This is a genomic window from Streptomyces sp. NPDC058985, assembly GCF_042740985.1.
Taxonomy (GTDB): domain Bacteria; phylum Actinomycetota; class Actinomycetes; order Streptomycetales; family Streptomycetaceae; genus Streptomyces.
Window position 1 is genome coordinate 111,720 of sequence record NZ_JBHYJX010000005.1, and the last position, 20,033, is coordinate 131,752.

At 72.1% G+C, this 20,033-nt stretch carries 17 protein-coding genes; 5 read left to right on the plus strand and 12 right to left on the minus strand.

Annotated features, from left to right (window positions below; genetic code table 11):
• Positions 1–40: 40 nt before the first annotated feature.
• Positions 41–1,405, plus strand: coding sequence for an APC family permease (locus ACFW01_RS06135; RefSeq protein ID WP_384502492.1), 1,365 nt, complete (start codon positions 41–43; stop codon positions 1,403–1,405).
• 33 nt (positions 1,406–1,438) lie between these two features.
• Here the strand turns inward: ACFW01_RS06135 and ACFW01_RS06140 are convergent, their stop codons facing one another.
• The 4 genes from ACFW01_RS06140 to ACFW01_RS06155 form a co-directional block, all read right to left on the minus strand.
• Entirely contained in the window at positions 1,439–3,442 is a 2,004-nt protein-coding gene (locus ACFW01_RS06140) for a CocE/NonD family hydrolase (RefSeq protein WP_384502493.1), read from the minus strand.
• 28 nt (positions 3,443–3,470) lie between these two features.
• Entirely contained in the window at positions 3,471–4,976 is a 1,506-nt protein-coding gene (locus ACFW01_RS06145; RefSeq protein ID WP_234958979.1) for a peptide MFS transporter, read from the minus strand.
• Between the two features lie 147 nt (positions 4,977–5,123).
• Positions 5,124–6,494, minus strand: a complete 1,371-nt coding sequence (locus ACFW01_RS06150; protein WP_384502494.1) for an MFS transporter — start codon at positions 6,492–6,494, stop codon at positions 5,124–5,126.
• On the minus strand, positions 6,460–7,317 hold the full coding sequence (locus tag ACFW01_RS06155) for a MurR/RpiR family transcriptional regulator (RefSeq protein WP_234958981.1): 858 nt from the start codon (positions 7,315–7,317) through the stop codon (positions 6,460–6,462). Before ACFW01_RS06155 ends, ACFW01_RS06150 begins: the two co-directional genes overlap by 35 nt.
• Before the next feature lie 52 nt (positions 7,318–7,369).
• On the opposite strand from ACFW01_RS06155, the gene ACFW01_RS06160 reads away from it, so the two are divergent.
• Entirely contained in the window at positions 7,370–8,821 is a 1,452-nt protein-coding gene (locus ACFW01_RS06160) for an aromatic amino acid ammonia-lyase (protein WP_234958982.1), read from the plus strand.
• A gap of 95 nt (positions 8,822–8,916) precedes the next feature.
• On the opposite strand, the gene ACFW01_RS06165 is transcribed toward ACFW01_RS06160, so the two are convergent.
• From ACFW01_RS06165 to ACFW01_RS06175, 3 genes are all read right to left on the minus strand, one after another.
• Positions 8,917–9,831 (minus strand): hypothetical protein, encoded by a 915-nt coding sequence (locus ACFW01_RS06165; RefSeq protein ID WP_234958985.1) that lies wholly within the window; start codon positions 9,829–9,831, stop codon positions 8,917–8,919.
• Positions 9,832–9,835: 4 nt separating this feature from the next.
• Positions 9,836–10,924 (minus strand): C40 family peptidase, encoded by a 1,089-nt coding sequence (locus ACFW01_RS06170; RefSeq protein ID WP_234958989.1) that lies wholly within the window; start codon positions 10,922–10,924, stop codon positions 9,836–9,838.
• Positions 10,925–11,138: 214 nt separating this feature from the next.
• Positions 11,139–12,056 (minus strand): phosphotransferase, encoded by a 918-nt coding sequence (locus ACFW01_RS06175; protein WP_384502495.1) that lies wholly within the window; start codon positions 12,054–12,056, stop codon positions 11,139–11,141.
• 128 nt (positions 12,057–12,184) lie between these two features.
• Here ACFW01_RS06175 and ACFW01_RS06180 point away from each other — a divergent pair, with 128 nt between their 5' ends.
• The gene (locus tag ACFW01_RS06180; protein WP_384502496.1) at positions 12,185–13,516 is read left to right on the plus strand and encodes a diacylglycerol/lipid kinase family protein; all 1,332 of its coding nucleotides are present in this window, start codon (positions 12,185–12,187) and stop codon (positions 13,514–13,516) included.
• Positions 13,517–13,541: 25 nt separating this feature from the next.
• On the opposite strand, the gene ACFW01_RS06185 is transcribed toward ACFW01_RS06180, so the two are convergent.
• Positions 13,542–14,129, minus strand: a complete 588-nt coding sequence (locus ACFW01_RS06185) for a TetR/AcrR family transcriptional regulator (RefSeq protein WP_234958994.1) — start codon at positions 14,127–14,129, stop codon at positions 13,542–13,544.
• A 122-nt stretch (positions 14,130–14,251) separates the two neighbouring features.
• On the opposite strand from ACFW01_RS06185, the gene ACFW01_RS06190 reads away from it, so the two are divergent.
• Complete coding sequence (locus tag ACFW01_RS06190; protein ID WP_384502497.1) at positions 14,252–14,815, plus strand: hypothetical protein; 564 nt, start codon at positions 14,252–14,254, stop codon at positions 14,813–14,815.
• 3 nt (positions 14,816–14,818) lie between these two features.
• On the opposite strand, the gene ACFW01_RS06195 is transcribed toward ACFW01_RS06190, so the two are convergent.
• Positions 14,819–15,388, minus strand: a complete 570-nt coding sequence (locus ACFW01_RS06195) for a TetR/AcrR family transcriptional regulator (RefSeq protein WP_384502498.1) — start codon at positions 15,386–15,388, stop codon at positions 14,819–14,821.
• A gap of 70 nt (positions 15,389–15,458) precedes the next feature.
• On the opposite strand from ACFW01_RS06195, the gene ACFW01_RS06200 reads away from it, so the two are divergent.
• Positions 15,459–16,352, plus strand: a complete 894-nt coding sequence (locus tag ACFW01_RS06200; protein ID WP_234959001.1) for an NADP-dependent oxidoreductase — start codon at positions 15,459–15,461, stop codon at positions 16,350–16,352.
• A 10-nt stretch (positions 16,353–16,362) separates the two neighbouring features.
• Here ACFW01_RS06200 and ACFW01_RS06205 read toward each other — a convergent pair whose 3' ends face one another.
• The 3 genes from ACFW01_RS06205 to ACFW01_RS06215 form a co-directional block, all read right to left on the minus strand.
• A complete protein-coding gene (locus tag ACFW01_RS06205; protein ID WP_234959007.1) occupies positions 16,363–17,238 on the minus strand; it encodes a geranyl diphosphate 2-C-methyltransferase in 876 nt (291 codons plus the stop codon).
• A gap of 65 nt (positions 17,239–17,303) precedes the next feature.
• Positions 17,304–18,380 (minus strand): family 2 encapsulin nanocompartment cargo protein terpene cyclase, encoded by a 1,077-nt coding sequence (locus tag ACFW01_RS06210; RefSeq protein ID WP_384502499.1) that lies wholly within the window; start codon positions 18,378–18,380, stop codon positions 17,304–17,306.
• A 4-nt stretch (positions 18,381–18,384) separates the two neighbouring features.
• Complete coding sequence (locus ACFW01_RS06215) at positions 18,385–19,827, minus strand: family 2B encapsulin nanocompartment shell protein (protein WP_384502500.1); 1,443 nt, start codon at positions 19,825–19,827, stop codon at positions 18,385–18,387.
• Between the last annotated feature and the right edge of the window lie 206 nt (positions 19,828–20,033).

Below are 20,033 nucleotides of genomic sequence, written 5' to 3' on the forward strand. Positions count from 1 at the left end.
TCGACACCTTGTCCGTGTCAGCCGCCCCAGGGGGAACCTCGTGACGACAGCCGGAAGCGACACCGCCGCCTCGCCGGGAGGAGCGGACGGCACCCCCCTGAAGCGGGCCATCGGCCCCAAGCTGCTGATCCTCTTCGTCATCGGCGACATCCTCGGTACCGGCATCTACGCCACCACCGGCCAGGTCGCGGGGAAGGTCGGCGGCGCACTGTGGCTGCCGTTCGTCATCGGCTTCGTCGTCGCCATCCTGACGGCCGCCTCATATGTCGAACTGGTCGGCAAGTATCCGAAGGCCGCCGGCGCCGCGCTGTACACGCAGAAGGCGTTCCAGGTCCCGTTCCTCACCTTCATCGTCGCCTTCATGGTGATGTGCTCGGGCCTGTCGTCGGCGAGCGCGGCGGCGCGCGCCTTCAGTGGCGACTACCTCTCCGAGTTCACGGACTTCTTCCCGCCCACGCTCATCGCGATCCTGTTCATCCTCGCCCTCGCCGCCCTCAACCTGCGCGGCGTCTCCGAGTCGGTGAAGACCAACGTGGTGCTCACCCTGGTCGAACTGACGGGCCTCTTCGTCATCCTCGCCGTCGGCGCCTGGGCGGTCCTCACCGGTGACGGCGAACCCTCCCGGCTCGGCGAGTTCCAGGCCGGCGGCTCCGGCTACGCGCTGGTCACCAGCGTGCTCGGCGCGACGGCGCTGGGCTTCTTCGCCTTCGTCGGCTTCGAGGACTCCGTCAACATGGCCGAGGAGACCAAGGACCCGGCACGCACCTTCCCGCGCGCCATCTTCATCGGCGTCACCGTCACCGGCACCATCTACGTCCTGGTCGCCCTGATCTCCTCGCTCCTCGTCGACTACCGCGTGCTGGAGGACTCCAGCGGACCGCTGCTGGAGGTCGTCAAGGCCGGCGGACTCGACTTCCCGCCGAAGCTGTTCGCGCTGATCGCCCTGTTCGCGGTCACCAACTCGGCGCTGATCAACATCATGATGGCGTCCCGCCTCTGCTACGGCATGGCGAACGAACGCATCCTGCCCCGCGCCCTCGGCCGCGTCCTGCCCCGGCGGCGCACACCGGTCGTCGGCATCGTCTTCGTGTCGCTGCTCGCCATCGGCCTGGTCTCCACCGGGGAGATCGCGGGCCTCGGCGACACCACGGCCTTCCTGCTGCTGTGCGTCTTCGCGGTCGTCAACGTCGCCGTCCTGGTCCTGCGCCGCGACCCGGTGGAGCACAAGCACTTCCGCACGCCCACGGTCCTGCCGGTGCTGGGTGCGATCACTGCCCTGGCCCTGGCCAGCCCGCTCGCCGACCGGCCCGCGGACGTGTACATCCGGGCGGGCGTGCTCGTCGCCATCGGCATCGGACTGTGGGCGCTGAACAAGACGGTGATGAAGGCCCGGGGCGACGAGTGAGCCACCGCCCCGGACCCTCCGGCGGCCGGGAGGTCAGCGGGCGACGCGGGGGATGCGCCGCTCCCAGGTGCGGTGGAAGACGACGTCCTCGCCGTCCCGGCACACCACCTCGTTCGACGTGACGAAGTCCTCGGCGTCGCAGGTGATCTCCGACCGGGTCTCGACCCGCGCGTCCCAGCCCCGCTCCGGCCGGTGCAGCCGCACGGTCCACTGGGACAGGGCCCGCGCCGACAGCGGGTCGTCCTCGCGGACGGTGTAGGTCTCCAGCGCGTCCTCGGCGAACTCGAGACCGTCCGGGTACACGCGCGTGCCGCCGTAGCGGGGGTCGACCTCCAGCCGCCACTCGCCCTTGGCCACGTCCCGCACCACCAGCCGCTCCGGGCGTTCCTCCTCCAGCGTCGCCGGTGACACCACCTGCAAGGGCTCGGACTGCTCGGGGGCCTCGAAGCGGATGCCGGTGTCCTCGGGGTGCTCCCCGGCGTCCCGCACGGGGAGTTCGAGCGCCGAGCCGGCCGGCTCCAGGACGAAGCCGTCGGAGCCGGCCTGCGGCCAGATCCACGGCCAGTACGCCGAGGAGACGGCGAGCCGGATGCGGTGTCCGGCGGGGAAGGTGTGACCGATGCCGTTGAGGGGGAACGTCACCGTCTCCGTGGCGCCCGGCGTCCACGGCACGTTGCGGTCCCGGCCCTCGCGCGCCGCGAGGTTGAGGGCGCCGCGGGTCACCAGGGTCGACGACCCGTCCGGCGCGACGTCGCAGAGCCGCGCGACGGCCTGCCCGTACGGCACGTCCATCCGCAGGCGCAGGGTGACCTCGGGGCGTCCCAGGATCTCGACGGGGGCGTCGGTGACGGGGAACTCGAAGCACACCGAGCGGCCGTCCTCCTCCCGCTGGTCGGGCGGCAGGTCGGCATCGTTGCCGAACGGGAAGAACCGCCCGGCGTCCACGCCGGTGTGCTGGGGGGACCGTACGACGACCGGGCCGCCGCCGAGAACATGGGTGGTGGGGGTGACGTACGGGGAAGGCCAGGCGGGGTCGCCGACCCAGCGGCCCGGCAGTTCGGGGTAGACGGTGGCCGGCCGGTGCGACTCGCTGATCCAGGAGCGCAGCCGGGGCTCGTCCATGACGCCGGTGTCCTCGCCCTTCAGGTGCTGGTCCCACCAGCGCAGCGTCTCCTGGAGGAAGCCGATCGGCGGGCCCGGCGGCAGGCCGCGGTCCGGGTACTGGTGCGACCACGGGCCGATCAGCCCCCGCACCCGGTCGTCGGGCAGCTGCTCCACGAGCCGCAGTACCGTGTCCCGGTACGGGTCGTGCCAGCCGCCGACGGCGAGGACGGCGGCGTCGATCGCGGAGTAGTCCTCGCAGACGCTGCCGTGCTTCCAGTAGTCGTCGCGGAGCTGGTGGGCCAGCCAGGTGTGGATGAAGGGATCGACGGCCTCCAGCCGCCGCAGCCACATCTCCCGCCACTCCTCGCCGGCGTACTCCGGGTCCGGCGGGCGGCAGACGAACGCGAGCATCGTGGCGGCCCAGGCGTGCATGTCGACGCCGAGGACGGAGCCGCCCATGTAGTGCACGTCGTTGTCGTACCGGTCGTCCGCCGAGCAGACGGTGACGACGGCCTTCAGCGGCTCGGGGGCGAGCGCGGCGATCTGGAGCGAGTTGAAGCCGCCCCAGGAGATCCCGAACATGCCCACCTTGCCGCTGCACCAGGGCTGCGCGGCCAGCCACTCGACGACCGCCACGCCGTCGGCCAGCTCGGTGGCGTCGTACTCGTCGCCGGGCAGGCCCTCGCTGTTGCCGTGCCCGCGCACGTCGACGCGCACGGAGGCGTAGCCGTGGCCGGCGTACCAGGGGTGACGCTGGCTGTCGCGGGGCGCCGTCCAGTCGCTGAGGCGGTACGGCAGGTACTCCAGCAGGGCCGGGACCGGCTCCTCGGTGACCGGCCGCCAGATCCGCGCGTAGAGCCGGGTGCCGTCCGGCAGCGGGATGCGGATGTCTTCGTGGGTGGTCTCGTACGGGAAGTCCGTGCGGATGCGCATGGGGCGGTACCTTCCGGCGTGCCGGTGCTCAGTGGACGGGGTGCATGGTGCGCCGCAGCCACGGCGCGAGGGAGACGACGACCAGGCCGAGAACGACCGCGATGCCGCCGTTGACGCCGAAGTACACGGGGTGGGACACGTCGTCGTAGATCTTCACGACCTGGGCCTGGATCCCGTTGGCGAGGGCCAGCGACAGGAACCACAGGGCCATGGTCTGGCTGGAGAACGCCTTCGGCGCCAGCTTGCTGCTGGCCGAGAGGCCCGAGGTCTCCAGGAGGACGTCGCCGAGGCCGAGGAGCAGGTAGGAGCCGACGATCCACCAGGCGGCCATCCGGTAGTCGGTGCCCTCGTGGCCCGAGGTGGGAACCACCATGAGCAGGAACGACAGGCCGCCGAGGATCACCCCGAGCGCGATCTTGTTCGAGGCGTGCGGCTGGCGGCGGCCCATCCGCACCCAGACGGCGGCCACCACGGGCGCCAGCGCCACCTCGAAGGCACCCAGCGCGGAGGCGTACCAGCTGGACGGGAAGTCGAAGCCGAGGATGTTGGTGTTCGCGTTCGTCGACGCGAGCAGCATCATCGTCGAGTACGCCTGGAAGAGGATGAAGTTGAAGACCACCGAGGCCAGGAAGAGCACGATGTAGGGCCGCAGCCGGCCGCGCTCCTCAGTGGTGACCCGGGGGCTGGTGAACATGATCCAGAAGTAGACGGCCGGCGCGACCACCGAGGCGAGGGTGAGCACGTCGACGAAGCGGTCCATGGTCAGCCAGCCGACGCCCGCGAGCAGCCCGCACAGCGCGGCGAAGGCCAGGGTCCCGCCCACCATCAGCCACACGGCCCGTCGCATGGCCGCCGGCGCCAGCGCGAACTCGGCGGCGTGCTTGCGCCCGGCGAGGTGCCGCCGCCCGACGACGTACTGGATCAGCCCCAGGGTCATCCCGAAGGCGGCGGCCGAGAAGCCCCAGTGCCAGCCCTGGTGCTCGCCGAGCCAGCCGGTGATCAGCGGACCGGCGAAGGCACCGATGTTGATGCCCATGTAGTAGAGGGCGAAGCCGGCGTCACGGCGGTCGTCGTCCGTGCGGTAGAGCTTGCCGACCATGGCGGCCACGTTGGGTTTCAGCAGGCCGGTGCCGGCGCTGATCAGGCCCAGGCCGACCCAGGTCATGGTGGCGGTGGGCACGGCCATGGAGTAGTGGCCGAGGGCGATGAGGACGCCGCCCCACAGCACCGCCCGGTAGGAGCCGAGGATGCGGTCGGCGAGCCAGCCGCCGCCGACGGAGACCAGGTAGACGAGGGTGCCGTAGGCGGCCGACACCGACGCGGCGGTGCCCGCGTCCATGCCCAGGCCCTCGTTCGCCACCGAGTCGGCGAAGTACAGGACGAGGATCGCCTGCATGCCCAGGAACGAGAAGCGCTCCCAGACCTCCAGGCCCGACAGGGTGAGCAGCCCCTTCGGCTGTCCGAAGAAGGCACGGTCGTCCCCCGTGGGCGGCTGCTCGCCGTCGGCCGTCACGGAGTGGTCACGGTCTGTCATGGGTCCTGTCGCCGGTCGGGGATGGGGCTGGGACCGCCGCACAGCGAACCGGCCGGCAGTCCCACGTCGCTGGTCAGGAGATCAGGGATCACCCCCGGTTCGCAACTGCATACGCCCAGGCCGGGGGCGTGCGGAGGGGTGCGGAGACTAGTGGAGCGCCATGTTCTTGGTCTCCGGGGCCCAGACGACCGACGCCGCCAGCCCCGCGGCCAGGACCAGGGTCAGCACCAGCATGGTGGGGGAGAAGCCGAGGTGGTCCAGGCTCAGCGGGAGCAGGAACGTACCGATGGCCGAACCCACCCGGCTGAGCCCGTTGAGCAGGCCCACGCCGGAGCTGCGCAGGTCGGTGGGGAACAGCTCGGCCGGGTAGACCTGGTCCAGGTTGACCGCGGCCGACATGGTGAAGGTGAAGACCAGGAACAGCGGGAAGAGCACCGCGGTGGGGGCGTCCGGCCAGACCGCCATCGGCGCGAGCGAGGCGATGAGGACGACGAAGGACCATATGGTCAGGCCGCGACGGGAGGCCTTGGCCACGAACCAGAGCCCCGCGACGCTCCCCGCCAGCAGGAAGACGTTCAGCCAGCCGTCGCTGGTGGTGTCCTCCTCGCCGACCCCCATCTTCAGCAGGACCAGCGGCAGGAACGTGTAGATCGCGAAGTACGGCACCACCTGGGCGTTGTAGAAGACCACGCCGAAGGCGGTGTGCCGCCAGTGGTCACGGCCGAACAGGTCCCGGTAGCGGGCCTTCGCCGCACCGCCCGCGGCCTGGGTGGTCCGCACCAGCGAGGCGAACGCCTCCGTGTCACCGCCGAGCCGGTGGACGACCGCGCGGGCCTGCTCGACCCGGCCCTGCGCCAGCAGCCATCGCGGCGACTCGGGCACGCCGATGCGGAGCAGCACCACGGCCACCGCCGGCACACAGCTGGAGGCGAGCAGCCAGCGCCAGGCGTCGTCGCCCAGCGAGACCATGTAGTTGCCCAGGAAGAAGGCGATGACGTACCCCACCGTCCACAGGACGGTCAGCGAGGCGAGCAGTCCGCCGCGGTACCTGCGGGGCACGAACTCGGCGACGAGCGTCGGCCCCAGCGCGTAGTCCGCGCCGATCCCGATGCCGATGAGCAGCCTCAGCACGAACAGCTGAGCCGGTCCGGTCACGAAGAACTCGGCCGCGGACGCCATGGCTATCAGGACGAAGTTCCACGTGTACAGCCGCTGGCGGCCGATCCGGTCCGCGGCCCAGCCGACGATCACACTGCCGAGGAAGATACCGATCAGGGCCGACGCGCCCAGCAGACCCTCCCAGACCGCTCCGAAGCCCAGCTGCGAGGCGATCAGCGGCAGGGCGATGCTGATGATGCCCAGCTCGTAGCCGTCGGAGGCGTTGGCGCAGAACGTCAGGGACGTGATGCGCAGGTGGAACCGGTTGAGGGGGGCGTCGTCGAACGCGGTGGCCGCCGCCTCGCCTCCGACGGGGACGGCCGAGTCACTCCCGGAGGAAGAGGTCGTGCTCTGCGGCATAGTCTTCGAAACCTTCCAGTCGTTGCCGGGCGAGGGCGCCGGCCGCGTCGGCCATCGCCTCCACCAGTGCCACGGAGAGCGAGACCACCGCGGCGTGGGAGTCGAACACGAACTCGGAGGCGACGCCCGCGCTCAGCACGTCGTCGGCGAGGGGGGTGAGCGCCGAGACGAGCCGGTCCGTGATCAGAAGGGTGTGCAGGCCCAGCTCCCGGGCCTGGTCGAGAGCGGCCGCGCTCTCCCGCGGGTAGCGGGGGAGCGCGACCAGGACGAGGGTGCGGGCACCGCTCCGGTGGGCGTGCCGCAGTTGGTCCCCGAACACGCTGCCGGAGTCGGTCAGCAGCCGGACGTCCGGGTGGATCTTGGTGGCCAGGTAGGCGAAGGACGCCGCCTGCGCCGCCGACACGCGGTATCCCGCGACGACGAGCGGGGACGACTCCATCAGCCGCGCGGCGAGCGCGCGCAGCCGGGTGTCGTCCGACAGCTCCGCGCGCAGGGCGGCGATGTTGCGCAGGTCCGCGTCGATGGCGGCCTGGAACTTGTTGCCCCCGCGCCGCACCTCGGGCACGGCCGTCGCCGTACGGAGATAGCGGCGGAAGTCCCCGTACCCGTCGAAGCCCAGCAGCGCCACGAACCGGGTGACGGACGGCTGGCTGACCTGGGCGCGCTCGGCGAGTTCGGCGCTGGTGAGCGCGGCGGCGTCGACCGGGTGCTCGGCGAGGTAACTGGCGATGCGCCGCTGCGCCGGTGTGAGCCGGTGGGCAGTGAGCAACTCGTGCAGCGACCGGGGCACCGGGATCTCCTTCTTGCCAGTCCGACGAATCAAGAGTTACATGCTATTCGCAGGAATGAATGAAGACTTGTCAAGAGGAGGGGTGATGATCGATACCAGCCGGATCGAGATCAGCGGCGCCGGGCTCCGCTGCACCGACGTGGTCCGCGCGGCCCGGCGCAGTGCGTGGACGGAGCTGACCCCCGATGCCCTGACCAGGGCCGAGCAGAGTTACGAGCTGGCGGTCGAGCTGGGCGCCAAGGGAGCCGTCTACGGCAGGACCACCGGGGTCGGCGCCAACCGCCACATCGTCGTCGACCCGGGAGCGGCGGACCTGCACGGGCTGCGCCTGCTGCGCAGCCACGCCGGGGGTTCCGGTGAGCCCCTGTCCGACGACGCGGTGCGGGCCGTGATGGTGATCCGCCTCAACCAGCTGGCCGCCGCCGGCAGCGGCGTGCACCCCCGCCTGCTGCGGGCGCTGGAGCAGGCCCTGCGGGTCGGCGCGCTGCCCCTCGTGCACACCCGTGGCGCCATCGGCACCGGCGACCTGACGGCCCTGGCGGAGATCGCGCTGACGCTCGCCGGGGAACTGCCCTGGGCGTCCGGTGGCATCGAACCGGTGCCGATCAGCCCGGGGGACGCGCTGGCGTTCATCTCCAGCAACGCCGCCACCCTCGGCGAGGCCGTCCTGGCCTGGCACGACCTGAACCGCCTGCTGGCCGCGAGCCACGTCGTGACGGCGCTGACCTTCCGCGCCCTGGACGGCTCGGCCGAGGCCTACGACGAACGCGTCCACGCGGCCCGGCCCCACCCCGGTTCGGTGCGCTGCGCCGCGGATCTGCGCCGCCTGCTGACCGGCTCGGGCGACCCGCTCCCCGGGCGTCGGCTGCAGGACCCCTTCGGCCTGCGGGCCTTCCCGCAGGTGCAGGGGGCGGCACTCGACGCGGCCGCCCGGGTGGGGGAGGTGCTGGAGGTCGACGTCAACGCAGCCGCGGAGAACCCGCTGATCGACGCGGAGACCCACCAGGCCTACCACCACGGCCAGTTCTCCACGGCCCAGGTGGCGCTCGCCTTCGACTACCTCCGAGCCGCGCTGCACCACATCGCCGAGCTGTCCGCCGCCCGGCTGAGCGACCTGGTGGAACCGGACCTGAGCGGACTGCCGCCGTTCCTCGCGGACGGCCCCGCCGGCAGCTCGGGCATCATGATCCTGGAGTACGTCTCCCACGACGCGCTCGGCACCCTGCGGCACGCCGCCTCACCGGTGACGCTGGGCACCGCGGTGATCTCCCGGGGCCTGGAGGACCACGCCAGCTTCTCGACCCACGCGGTACGCAGCACGGTCACCGCGACGGCCGCGTACCGCACCGTCCTGGCCTGTGAACTGCTCGGCGCGGTACGCGCGTTGCGGATGGCGGACACCGAACTGCCCGACACCCCGCTGCGCGAGGCGTACCGGCTGGCCACGTCCGCGCTGCCGCACATCGCCGAGGACCACCCCCTCAGCTCGGAGATCCAGCAGGCGGAACGGCTCCTGGACCGCTTCGCGGCCCTGTGAGGTCCGCGCCCACCGTCACGTGATGCGGTGGGCCTCCCAGAAGGGGCCGAGGTCCTGGTCCGTCCTGGGCGTCGGTTCCTCCCGCGGGCGGCGGCTCAGCCGCCTGACCGGCCGGGCCGTCGGGTGAAGCGGCGCAGCCCCCGGCGGGTGGGCTTGAGGGGCCGGTCCTCGGGGGCGGCCGGTTCCGGCGCCGCGGCAAGGGCAGCGGCCGCCGGGGCGGGGGCCGGGCCCTCCACGTACCGGCTGCCCCGTTCGAGCCGGGTCCGGACGGCCTCGGCCATCGCGTGGTGGGACGGCTCGTGCAACAGGCCCTCCGCGGACAACCGCTCCCACATGCGCAGCAGTTCCTGGCCCCGGGTCGCGACCTGGCCCTCGTCCCACAGCCGCTGCCACGCCGCGGTGGCCCGGGCGACCTCGGGCGCGGCCCGGTTGAGGTCGGTGCGGCAGCGGATCCGCGCGACGGTCAGCGCGAGCACGGTCGAGATCATGTACTCGCCCCGCAGGTAGGCGATGTACGCCTCGATCGCCCGAGCCTCCAGGGAGAGTTCGTCCTCCGCGCCCCTGCGCAGGGTGAGGTGCTCCCGCAGCGCGCTGGCGAGAACGAACGCGGCGTGCAGCTCCTCGCGCTGCGCGTGCTGGATGATCCGCTCGACGCGGGCGAGCGGAGGAAACGCCTCCTCCTCGGCGGCGGTGCGCTCGCGCCCGGGCGGCAGGTCCTCCTCCTCGGCGATGGTCCGGCTGGAGCCGTCGGGGAACACCCGAAGGCGTGCCACCTGCTGTGCGGGGCGGTCGATGACGGTCGCCGCCACCGGGGCCCCCAGGGTGCGGGCGAACATGGCGATGGCGTCGAGGATCGCCTCGTTGGCCGGGCGCATGCCGCCCATCTCCAGCAGATGGCCGTTGACCACCGTCGACCCGTCCTCGGCCACGTACGCGTCGAGACGGATCAGCGGCGGTGCGCTGAGCACGGGCAGGTTCCCCTGGTCACGGGGGGTCAGCGAGTGGGGCATACGCTCAGACTCCGGGTCGGACCACACCGAGGATGGGCATGGAGGCGGCCGGCGCGGTCGTGATCGAGCGTCCGGGCCGTGGGGCGTGGACCATCTGTCCGCCTCCGATGTACATGCCCACGTGCGTGGCGTCGTTGTAGTAGATGATCAGGTCGCCCGGGCGCGCGGACGACAGGCCGACCCGGGTCAGTCCCTGCCACTGCGCCTGCGAGGTGCGGGGGATGGGATGTCCGGCGGCCGCCCACGCGGCGGAGGTGAGTCCCGAGCAGTCGTAGGACGAGGGGCCCACGGCTCCCCACACGTACGGTTTGCCGATCTGGGCCATCGCGAAGCCGACGGCCTTCCCGGCCGCCCCGCTCACGGTGGTACCGCCACCCGAGCCGCCGCCGGCCGAGGAGCCGCCCCCGTCCGAACCGGAGCCCCGCCACTTGGACTTGGCCTCCTCCGTCCGCTGCCTCTCCAACGCGGCCAGCCTGCGGGCCTCTTCCTCCTCGAGACCGGCTTCGATGCTCTCGGCCTCGGCGATCTTCTTCTCGATCTTCTCCTTCGCCCCGGCCTTGTCCGCGCGCGTCTTCTTCAGCTCGCGCAGTTCCTCCGCGGCGGCCTCGGTCTGCCCGTCCAGCTCGGCGCGGACGGTCTGCTGGGTCTCGGAGACGTTGACCAGACCCCGCATGGCCTGACGGGCCTGCGACGCCTCGTCCAGAGCCTGGTCGGGGTGGTCGCCGAGGAGTAACTGGATGCCGGTGGAGGCCAGATGGCCCCCGCGGTACTGCGTCCGGGCGGCCGCGCCGGCGAGGTCGTGCAGGTCGTCCACCCGGTCCTCGGTGCGGGCGAGGTCCTTGCGCAGCGAAGCCAGCCGCTTCTCCTGCTTCTTGGCCTTCTCGTCGGCCGCGTTGTACGCCTCGGTGGCCACCTCCGCCTCGCGGTAGAGGCCGTCGAGTTCCGCGCGGATTCCCTCGATGGAGGTGTCGTCCCGCGGGTCGGGATCGCCGGGGGCCGCGTAACTCGGGCCGGGTATCAGGGTGATCGCGCAGACGAGTGCTGCTACGGTGGCCCGGCCCCGTAGCCGTCCGCCGCCGGTGGACACGTTCATCGGCTCCACTCTCAGAGGTCGTGTGCGGGCAGCTCGGACGGGCGGCCTCCGGCCGGCGCGGCCGCCACCACGGGTCACACGGAGATCCGTTCGACCTGTGAACACATTACCCTCACCTGAATGGCCCACCCGGGTATCCCCGCGCGTGTCAACGTCCCCGTAGGCAACTCGCCCACCGCGGTTGGCCGGTTCTTGTCCGTGCCGACGCCTGACCTCAGTTGTGCCTCGTCCCGGTGAGCCGTCGCAGCGCTTCCCGCGCGGGGGGACCCCAGGTGGGCTTGCCACCGGGGAGGCCGCGCTCACCGGCGTCCGCGATGAGCAGGCCGCCGAGCGCGTTCGCCGCCGCGTTGCCGCGGGCCCGGCGGAGGGTGGCGCTGTCCGGGGACGGCCGGTACGCGTCGTGGAAGGGGTCAATGGCTCCGTCCGGCAGGAGGACCCAGGCGGCGGCGAGGTCGCTCGCCGGATCGCCCGCGCAGAGGTCGCCGAAGTCGATCACACCGCAGAACGTGCCGTCCGCGGTGAGGATGTTGGCCGGATGCAGATCGGCGTGGACCCACAGGGGCGGGCCGTCCCACGGGGGAGCGTCGAGTGCGTCCTCCCACACCGCGCGGACGGCGTCCGGATCGGGGAGCAGACCCAGGTCGGCGGCCTTGGCGAGCTGGCCGGCGAACCCTTCCGCGCGGTCGGCCAGGGCCCCCGCACGCCCGCGGCCGACCGGGGCCCCGGCGGGTGCGGGCCGGTGAAGTGCCGTCAGGAAGGCGGCCAGTGCACCGGCCGCGTCGGCCCCGCGCGTGACGGGAGCACGGTCGGCCGGCGTCCCCGGCACCCAGGTGGTGACGATCCACGGCCGCGGGAACCGCTCGGAGGGCTCGCCCAGGCGCTGCGGCACGGGGACGGGCAGCGGCAGCCGCGGGGCGAGCGCGGGCAGCCAGGAGTGCTCCTTCAGCAGCAGCGCGTCCGCGCTCCTGGTCGCCCACGGGAGCCGGACGGCGAGATCCTCCCCGAGCCGCCACAACTGGTTGTCCCAGCCGCGCGCGCCCAGCCCCAAAGGCCGGTCCGCCAGGTCCGGGTGCTGTTCCTTCAGGAGTTCGCGGATCAGCTCCGCGGTGATCTCGGCCTCGGTGTGGGACATGGGGAGCAACAGTAGCCGGACGGCGCCCCCGGAGGCGCGGGACCGAATACCGCCTGCGGCCCGTCCGGAGGCCGTAGGCTGCCCGGCGGCTCCCGGTCGACGGAGCCTCGGTGAATGGGGGCGCGCAGGTGAGCAAGGTCGATCCGTCGGTCAGGGCCCGGTCGTTGGCCCGTTACGCGTTGCTCGCCGCCGCGGCGGCCGTCCTCGTCGTCCTGCTGTCGCTCCTCGACGCGGGCCCCCTGATCATCCTGGGCGGACTCGCGGGACTGGCGGTGTGCGCGGTCGGCGCCTGGTGGTTCCTGGCCCATCGAGGTGCCGTGCGGGTGCTGGGCGCGGGGCTCGCCGTGGGCGCGTTGGCGGCCGTGCTGGCGTTGTTCCTGAACGGCGGGCTCTGGTTCACGGCCCCGGTCGGGGTGGTGCTCTGGGCCGGTGCCCTGGGCTGCGCCCGCGGTGCCCTGCGGGCGGACCGGCGGCCGGACCCGGCCGCCGCCGTACCGCCGAGCCTGCTGCCCCGGCACGCGGTCCTCATCATGAACCCGGCCTCGGGCGGAGGGAAGGTGGCCCGGTTCGGGCTCGTCGCACGGGCCGAGGCGCTCGGCGCCCGGGTGATCCTGCTGCGGCCGGGCATTCACACGGACGTCGAGGAACTCGCCCGCAAGGCCGTCGCCGAGGGTGCCGACCTGCTTGGCGTCGCGGGCGGGGACGGCACCCAGGCCCTGGTCGCCGCGGTGGCGGCCGAGCACGACCTGCCGTTCCTGGTCATCTCCGCCGGCACCCGCAACCACCTCGCCATGGACCTGGGCCTGGACCGCACCGACCCGTCCCGGTGCCTGGACGCCCTCACCGACGGAGTGGAACTCAGGGTGGATCTGGGCGACGTGGCGGGCCGGGCGTTCGTCAACACCGTGTCGTTCGGGGTGTACGCGGCGATCGTGCAGCGCCCCGAGTACCGCGACGCCAAGGCGGGCACGGCCCTCGACGCGCTGCCGGACCTGCTGGCCGGCGGTGCCGGTGAGCGCCTCGACGCCCTCGCCGACGACCAAGCGGTCGACGGTCAGCAGGCGCTGCTGGTCAGCAACAACCCCTACTCCTCGGCCGACCCGCTCGACGTCGGACGCCGCCCCCGGCTGGACGGGGGCGAACTCGGCGTGCTCGGCATCCGCGTGGACGGTGCCGCGCAGGCGGCCGACCTCGCCGTGCGGGGCTCGATGTCTCCGGCGCTGACCATGCTGACGTCACGGCGGGTGGAGGTCCGCGCCGGTGCCGCGAGCATCCCGGTGGCCGTCGACGGCGAGGCGCTGACGCTGCCCACCCCGGTGGTGTGCACCCTGCGACCGCGTGCCCTGCGCGTCCTGGTCCCGCGCGACCGTCCGGGGGCGGTGGACCAGGTCCCCGAACTGGACTGGCGGCGGATCGCCACGCTGGCCCTCGACCGCCCCGCCTCCGGCGCACGTCGCTGAGCGGCGCTGTCGGGCGTCCGGCGCCTCAAGCACCGGTGCGCGCCCGCAGGATCCCCTCGACGCCCCGGAGGAAGGTCTCCGAGACCAGTTCGGGGTCGAAGAGACACCCCGCCGCCATGGCGCCGTCCCGGAGCATGACGAGGTGCCGCCCGTCCGCCTCGGCCGGTGCGTCGCCGGTCCGTGCGAGCAGCTCCGTGACGGTGTCCAGGAACCACGCCCGGTGGGCCAGGACGGCCCGGTGGATCGGGTGGGCGGGGTCCGGGTACTCGGCCACCGCGTTGAGGAAGGCGCAGCCGCGGAAGCCGGGGGAGCGGATGCCCTCCGTGATGGACCTGGCGACGGCCCGGACCTCGTCGGCCGGGGACCGGGCGCCCGCGCGGGCTTCGGCGACCTGCCCCCTGATGCCCCGGTCGGCCAGGTCGAGGTACGCGAGGACGAGGTCCTCCTTGCCCGAGAAGTGCCGGTACAACGTCGCCCGGGTCACCTTCGCCTCGGCGGTGATCCGGTCGATGCCGACGGAGTGGATCCCCTCCGCGTAGAAGATCCGGGTCGCGGTACCGAGCAGCCGCTCCCGCGCTTCCGACGTGCTGCCGCCTTCTGGGCTCCTACTCATGCGGCCAAGATACCAAATCGATGAGGTAGAACGTTCGGTCTTGACAAAGGTCGCGCCGACCCTCTTGTATCTCAAGGAAGAACGAACGTTCTCCCTCATGATCGCAAGCGAAAGGTACCTCCGTGGACACCCTTGTCAGCACCACGTCCGCCGCCCCCGCCCCCGTGGCCCTGCGCAAGCTGTACTTCCTGCGCTTCGCGTTCGCCGCGGTGTGGGCCGCGCTGCTCCTCGCGGCCGGCGGCACGCTCGGACCGGCCGCCGTGACCCTCCTGCTCGTCTATCCCCTGTTCGACGTGGCGGCCGCGATCGTCGACATCCGGTCCGCCCGGGCCGACGGCGGTGGCTCGCCCGCGCTCCACGTGAACATCGCGATCAGCTCACTGGCCGTCGTCGGGCTGGCCCTGGCGGCCACGTCGGGCATCCCGGCCGTGCTGCGCGTCTGGGGTGCCTGGGCGATCACCTCGGGCATCGTCCAGCTCGTCGCGGGCGCCACCCGCCGGAAGCTGGGCGGCCAGTGGGCCATGATCATCAGTGGCGGCATCTCCACGCTCGCCGGCGCCTCGTTCTTCGCGCAGGCGGGCGGCGACGACGCCTCGCTGACGACTCTCGCCGGGTACGCCTTCCTCGGCGGCGTGTTCTTCCTCGTCTCCGCGCTCCGGCTGAACCGCGCCCGCGACAAGGCGTGAACGTCAGGCGACCGCCCAGGCCGCCTCGATCATCCGGAAGATCTCGTCCACGGCGGCCTCCGGATCGGCCGCCTCGCGGGCCAGCGCATAGGCGTCGATCACGAACCGCGCGATCGTCCGGCAGGCCGTCGTGGTCCGGGACAGCGAGGGGTCGGCGGCGATGGCGGCCGCCAGCGACTCCGCGTGGCGCAGCCGCACCGACTCCTCGTACTTCCGCAGGGCCGGCGATCCGTCGATCATGCGCCAGACCGGTGCGGCGTCGTCCGCCGTGCAGTGGCGCACCAGGGTCAGGATCTCGTCCCGCAGGGCCGGTATCAGCGGCTCGTCCGGCGCCCGGCCGCCGACCGCGCGCGTGAGCCGTGCCTCGAAGTCCTCGTCCTGCTCGAAGACCAGAGCCTCCTTCGAGGCGAAGTGCGAGAAGAGCGTCGTGACCGCGACGTCGGCCTCGGCGGCCACGTCGCGGATGCCGACGTTGTCGTACCCGCGTTCCAGGAAGAGCCCCATGGCGGTGTCGGCGATCTTCTGGCGGGTCGCGGCCTTCTTGCGCTCGCGGCGTCCGGTCGGTTGCGGCATGCGCTCACGCTACCAGCTGCAAAGGTGTAACCGTTGTTTAATGCTAACCGTTAGTGATACGGTCCCCGGCATGAAGAAAGTGAGCTTCGCCGAGTTCGGCGGCCCGGAAGTACTGCGCCTCATAGACGCCGAGGAACCCCACGCGGGCCCCGGTCAGGTCCGCATCGCGGTGCGGGCGGCGGGTGTGAACCCCGTCGACTGGAGGATCCGCGAAGGCCAGATCCTGGGGGCCCATCCGATCGAGTTGCCCTCCGGGGTGGGGCTGGACGCCTCCGGGGTGGTGGACGAGGTCGGCGAGGACGTCGAAGGGGTCGCGGTCGGAGACCACGTCTTCGGTGAAGGGGCGAGCACCTACGCCGAGTTCGCCGTGCTGTCCGCCTGGGCCCGGATGCCCGAGGGCCTGACCTTCGAGGAGGCGGCCGGCTATCCCTCCGTGGTGGAGACCGCGCTGCGCCTCATCCGCGAGATCGGTCTGCGCGCCGGGCAGACGCTGCTGGTCAGCGGCGCCTCCGGCGGGGTCGGTTCGGCGGTGCTGCAGATCGCCCGCGAACGGGGCATCCAGGTGATCGGCACGGCGGGTGCCGCGAACCAGGAGTATCTGCGTGGCCTGGGCGCCCTCGCCACGACGTACGGTGAGGGCTGGGCAGAGCGGGTGCGGCGGCTCGGGCAGGTCGACGGGGCGCTCGACCTGGCCGGCTCGGGCGTGATCCGTGAGCTGGTCGAGCTGACCGGTGACCCGCGCAAGGTGATCTCCATCGCCGACCTGGACGCGCCCGGACTCGGCGTCCGGTTCTCCGGCGTCGCCGGGAGTGTGCCGGACGCGCTGGCCGAGGCCGCCGACCTCATCTCACGCGGGAGGCTCCACATCCCGGTCGAGAAGTCCTACACGCTCGCCGAGGCCGCGGCGGCGCACACCGACAGCCGCGCGGGTCACACGCGCGGCCGTCGGGTCGTGGTCGTCTGAGCGGAGCGGGTCAGACCCGGTCGGCCGCGATCAGCAGGTACTGGAAGCTGCCGTTGCGGTAGGCGTTGAGGAAGGTGTCCTCGATGCCCGTGACGAGGTGGTCGGCCTCGCGGCGCAGCTCCCAGTAGGGGATCGTGGCCGCGGTCAGGTCCTGGACGTGGACGGGGACCAGCCGGTTGCGGGCCATCGCCCGGAAGTACGCCGAGCGCGGGTGGATGTCGCAGATGTAGTGGGCGTTGATGAGGGACACCTCACGGGAGGCCTGTCCGTAGGTGTCGTTGTAGCAGCCGGTGATCACCACGTACCGGCCGCCGCGGCGCAGCAGGCGGGCGTGTTCGGCGAAGAGCAGGTCCAGCTCGACGTACATCGTGGACTCGTTGTTCCAGGAGGCCGCGTAGGCGCCGGTGGCGAGGCCGGTGTCGAGCATGTTGCGGTGGTGGTAGCGCACCTTGCCGTCGATGCCGCGCTTGCGTGCCTGCTCGTTGGCGAAGTCCGCCTGCTTGGCCGAGATGGTGACCCCGTCGGTGTGGCACCCGTGCCGCAGATGGGCCACCACGCTGCCGCCACCGCGTCCGCATCCGGCGTCGAAGACCCGGTCGGTGGGGGAGAGGTCGCCGAGGTGGGACGCGAGGAACTCGGCCTGGGCGTGCTCCAGCCGGTGCAGTTCGTGCGTGATCCGCTCCCGGCGCCGGTCCGCGTCCGGCTCGTTCAGCACCGAGGTGTCGGCGTCCCCGATGCCGTAGTGGTGGTGGTAAAGGTCGTCGACTCGGCCGAGTTCGAGGTTGACCGGGTTCTCTTCGGCGTTCCAGTACTCCGCGACACGGTTCTGGTACGTGGACTGGGTGGGTACCGGCGCGGCCTTGGCGCGGGTCTGGGCGGTGGTCAACTATGGCTCCCTGGTGCTGTGGTGCGTGTTCCGTCGTGCCGTGTGCTCGTGGTGCCGGGCATCGGTCACCAGTAGTCGGGCAGGCTGTAGCGGTCGCTGTTGCTCGCGTGCCACTCGTGGTTGCCCGACACCCAGTCGGCCAGGCCGCGGGCGTATCGTTCGACGAGGGGCGAGGTGGTGGACAGCAGGGCGGACTCCGTTTCGAACGCTTCCATGATCTGGTTGTGGATGTCGACGCTGCGGAGATAGGCGGCCTTCAGACCGCACCGGTCGTTGGCGGCGACCACCTGGGGCAGATTCAGGTGCTCCGGGTCGCTCGCCAGTTCCTTGGTGAACGAGTACAGGTCGTTGACGATGGTGGTGGCGTTGCAGGCGAGGGCCGTGATCCGCTGCACCTCGGGGCGGGCGTAGACGGCCTCGGGCAGTTCGTAGCCGTCCACCGCGTCCACGATGGACAGACAGGGCCGGAAGTTGTTGAACTGCCGCATCACCAGGTACTCCCAGATCGGCGGCCGGTGCCGCGTCTCCGACCAGGAGGCCTCCGCCAGGTACCCGAGGTGCAGCCGGGCGAGGTCGTGCACGAGCCTGGTCGTCTGACTGGGCGTGGCGAGCGCCGCGTAGTCCTTGAGAGCCCAGTGGTACGACCGCAGCGGGCCGTCCGCCTGCACGCCGTGGCGCCACTCCTCCTCGGCCTCGGGGGTCGAGTGCAAGGGGTCGAGTGCCGACTGGGCGATGATCAGCCGGCCGCCGAGGCCGCGCCGCGCGCCGCCCCGGCCCTCGTCCTCCTCGCAGTAGCAGCTGTCGACGATGTTCTCCGCCAGCAGCAGCTTGCCGGCGGCGGTGAGCCGTTCCATGTCGGCCGCCTCGGGGTGCTGCAGCGCCACGGCCCGGCCGAACTGGAACTGTGAGAAGTCCCCGCTCCACTCCGGCGGGAACAGGTCGAGCGCGCGCGCCCAGGCCTCCAGTCTCTCGTCGATCTCGGCGGCCTTGTCCGGGTCGGCGGGTGCGACGGGCCGGTGCTTCAGGCCGGGGATGGTCTTCTCCCGCCGGGCCCGCATGGACCGGGCGGGGTTCGGCGGGCCGGGCAGTGTGAACGCGGCCGTGCCGTTCGCGGAGGAGGTGCTCATGGTCGTGTGCTCCAACTGGTCAGTCGGCAACCCGGCCGAGTTGGACGTTCTCCAGGAGTCCGGCCGCGTCGGGTACGAGGATGGCCAGCGAGTAGTAGGCGGTCACGAGGTAGTTGGTGACGGCGCTCCGGGTGACGCCCATGTACCGGACGTTCAGCCCGGGTTCGTACTCCTCGGGGATGCCGGTCTGGTAGAGGCCGACGACGCCCTGGTCGGCCTCGCCGGTGCGCAGCGCGAGGATGCTCGTGGTGTGGGAACGGGAGACGGGGATCTTGCCGCACGGGAAGATCGGAATGCCCCGCCAGGCGGGGACGTGGTGCCCGTTCACCGTCGCGGAGCCCGGGACAAGACCGCGCCGGTTGCACTGCCGGAAGAACGCGGCGATCGCCTTCGGATGGGCGAGGAACAGTCCCGTCCCGCGGCGCATGGAGAGGAGTTCGTCCATGTCGTCGGGGGTGGGCGGTCCCGAGTACGTGCCGATGCGCTGTCCGTGGTCGACGTTGTGCAGCAGCCCGAAGTCCCGGTTGTTCACCAGCTCCCACTCCTGGCGCTCGCGGATCTCCTGGATGGTCAGCCGCAGTTGCTGCCGTGTCTGGTCCATGGGGTCGCTGAAGAGGTCGGCGACCCGCGTGTGCACACGGAGCACCGTCTGGGTGAGGGAGAGCTCGTACTCGCGCGGCGCGAGGTCGTAGTCGACGAAGCCCCCGGACAGCGTGGGCTCACCGCTGTGACCCGCCTGGACCGGCATGTCCGCCTCGCCCTCGCGGTTCGTCGGCAGCCGCTGCCGCTCCGCGTACGCCGCCAGGTGTGCGGCCAGGGAGGGTGCCCGGTCGGTGAACTCTTCCAGCGCGTCCCGCGGCAGCGCCAGCACCACGGCCGCCGTCTGGGCACGCACCGACGCCGGCCACAGTGGGTCGGGCCGGCCGATCGCCTCGTCCCCCACCGGCTCGCCGTCGCCGACGACACCGACCACCGCCTCCCCGCCGTACTTCCCCACGGCGAGCCGGGTGAAGCGGCCGTGGACGACCAGGTAGATCTCGGTGACCGGCCGACGGGCCTCGCACAGCACTTCACCCGCCCGCACCTCGCGGACCGAGAAGCGGCCGGCCAGCTCCGTCAGGACCTCCTGGTCCGCGTAGCCCCGCAGCACGGGCAGCTCGGTGAGGGTCCGCGGAATCACCCGGACGTCGTCGGCGCCGTTCTGCTCGAACTGGACCCGCCCCCGCCCGACCCGCAACTGCAGGCGGCGGTTGACCCGGTAGGCCCCACCCCTGACGTCCACCCACGGCAGTTTCCTGATCAGCCACCGGGAGGAGATGCCCCGCATCTGGGGCTCGGACTTGGTGGTGGTCGCCAGCTGACGCGCGGCACGGGTGCCGAGGCTGGTGGGCGGGTTCTCGGCGGACGCCGCGGGACCGTGATCCGGGGCGACCAGACCTGTGGCGCTGTCCTGAGCGGACAATTTCCCTCCAGGAAGGGCGGGCGGCAGTGAGCGGAACGACCCGTGATGCACAAGTGGACCGTGCGCTTCAGCAAGACAACCAGCGCCGGGCGGCCTGCCGGTAGGCGCGAAGGGGGGCGGTCTTCACGCCACGAGGCACAAACACCCCTGATGAAGCGCAGAGCGCGCGAAGCACCCACCCGCACGCCCCACTTCTGCTCCGTCAC

Coding starts and splice junctions, on each gene's coding strand:
- ACFW01_RS06140 (WP_384502493.1), bottom strand. CDS start 3,442: ATGCGCATCCGCACGGACTTCCCGTACGAGACCACCCACGAAGACATC.
- ACFW01_RS06145 (WP_234958979.1), bottom strand. CDS start 4,976: ATGACAGACCGTGACCACTCCGTGACGGCCGACGGCGAGCAGCCGCCC.
- ACFW01_RS06150 (WP_384502494.1), bottom strand. CDS start 6,494: ATGCCGCAGAGCACGACCTCTTCCTCCGGGAGTGACTCGGCCGTCCCC.
- ACFW01_RS06160 (WP_234958982.1), top strand. CDS start 7,370: ATGATCGATACCAGCCGGATCGAGATCAGCGGCGCCGGGCTCCGCTGC.
- ACFW01_RS06165 (WP_234958985.1), bottom strand. CDS start 9,831: ATGCCCCACTCGCTGACCCCCCGTGACCAGGGGAACCTGCCCGTGCTC.
- ACFW01_RS06170 (WP_234958989.1), bottom strand. CDS start 10,924: ATGAACGTGTCCACCGGCGGCGGACGGCTACGGGGCCGGGCCACCGTA.
- ACFW01_RS06175 (WP_384502495.1), bottom strand. CDS start 12,056: ATGTCCCACACCGAGGCCGAGATCACCGCGGAGCTGATCCGCGAACTC.
- ACFW01_RS06185 (WP_234958994.1), bottom strand. CDS start 14,129: ATGAGTAGGAGCCCAGAAGGCGGCAGCACGTCGGAAGCGCGGGAGCGG.
- ACFW01_RS06195 (WP_384502498.1), bottom strand. CDS start 15,388: ATGCCGCAACCGACCGGACGCCGCGAGCGCAAGAAGGCCGCGACCCGC.
- ACFW01_RS06200 (WP_234959001.1), top strand. CDS start 15,459: ATGAAGAAAGTGAGCTTCGCCGAGTTCGGCGGCCCGGAAGTACTGCGC.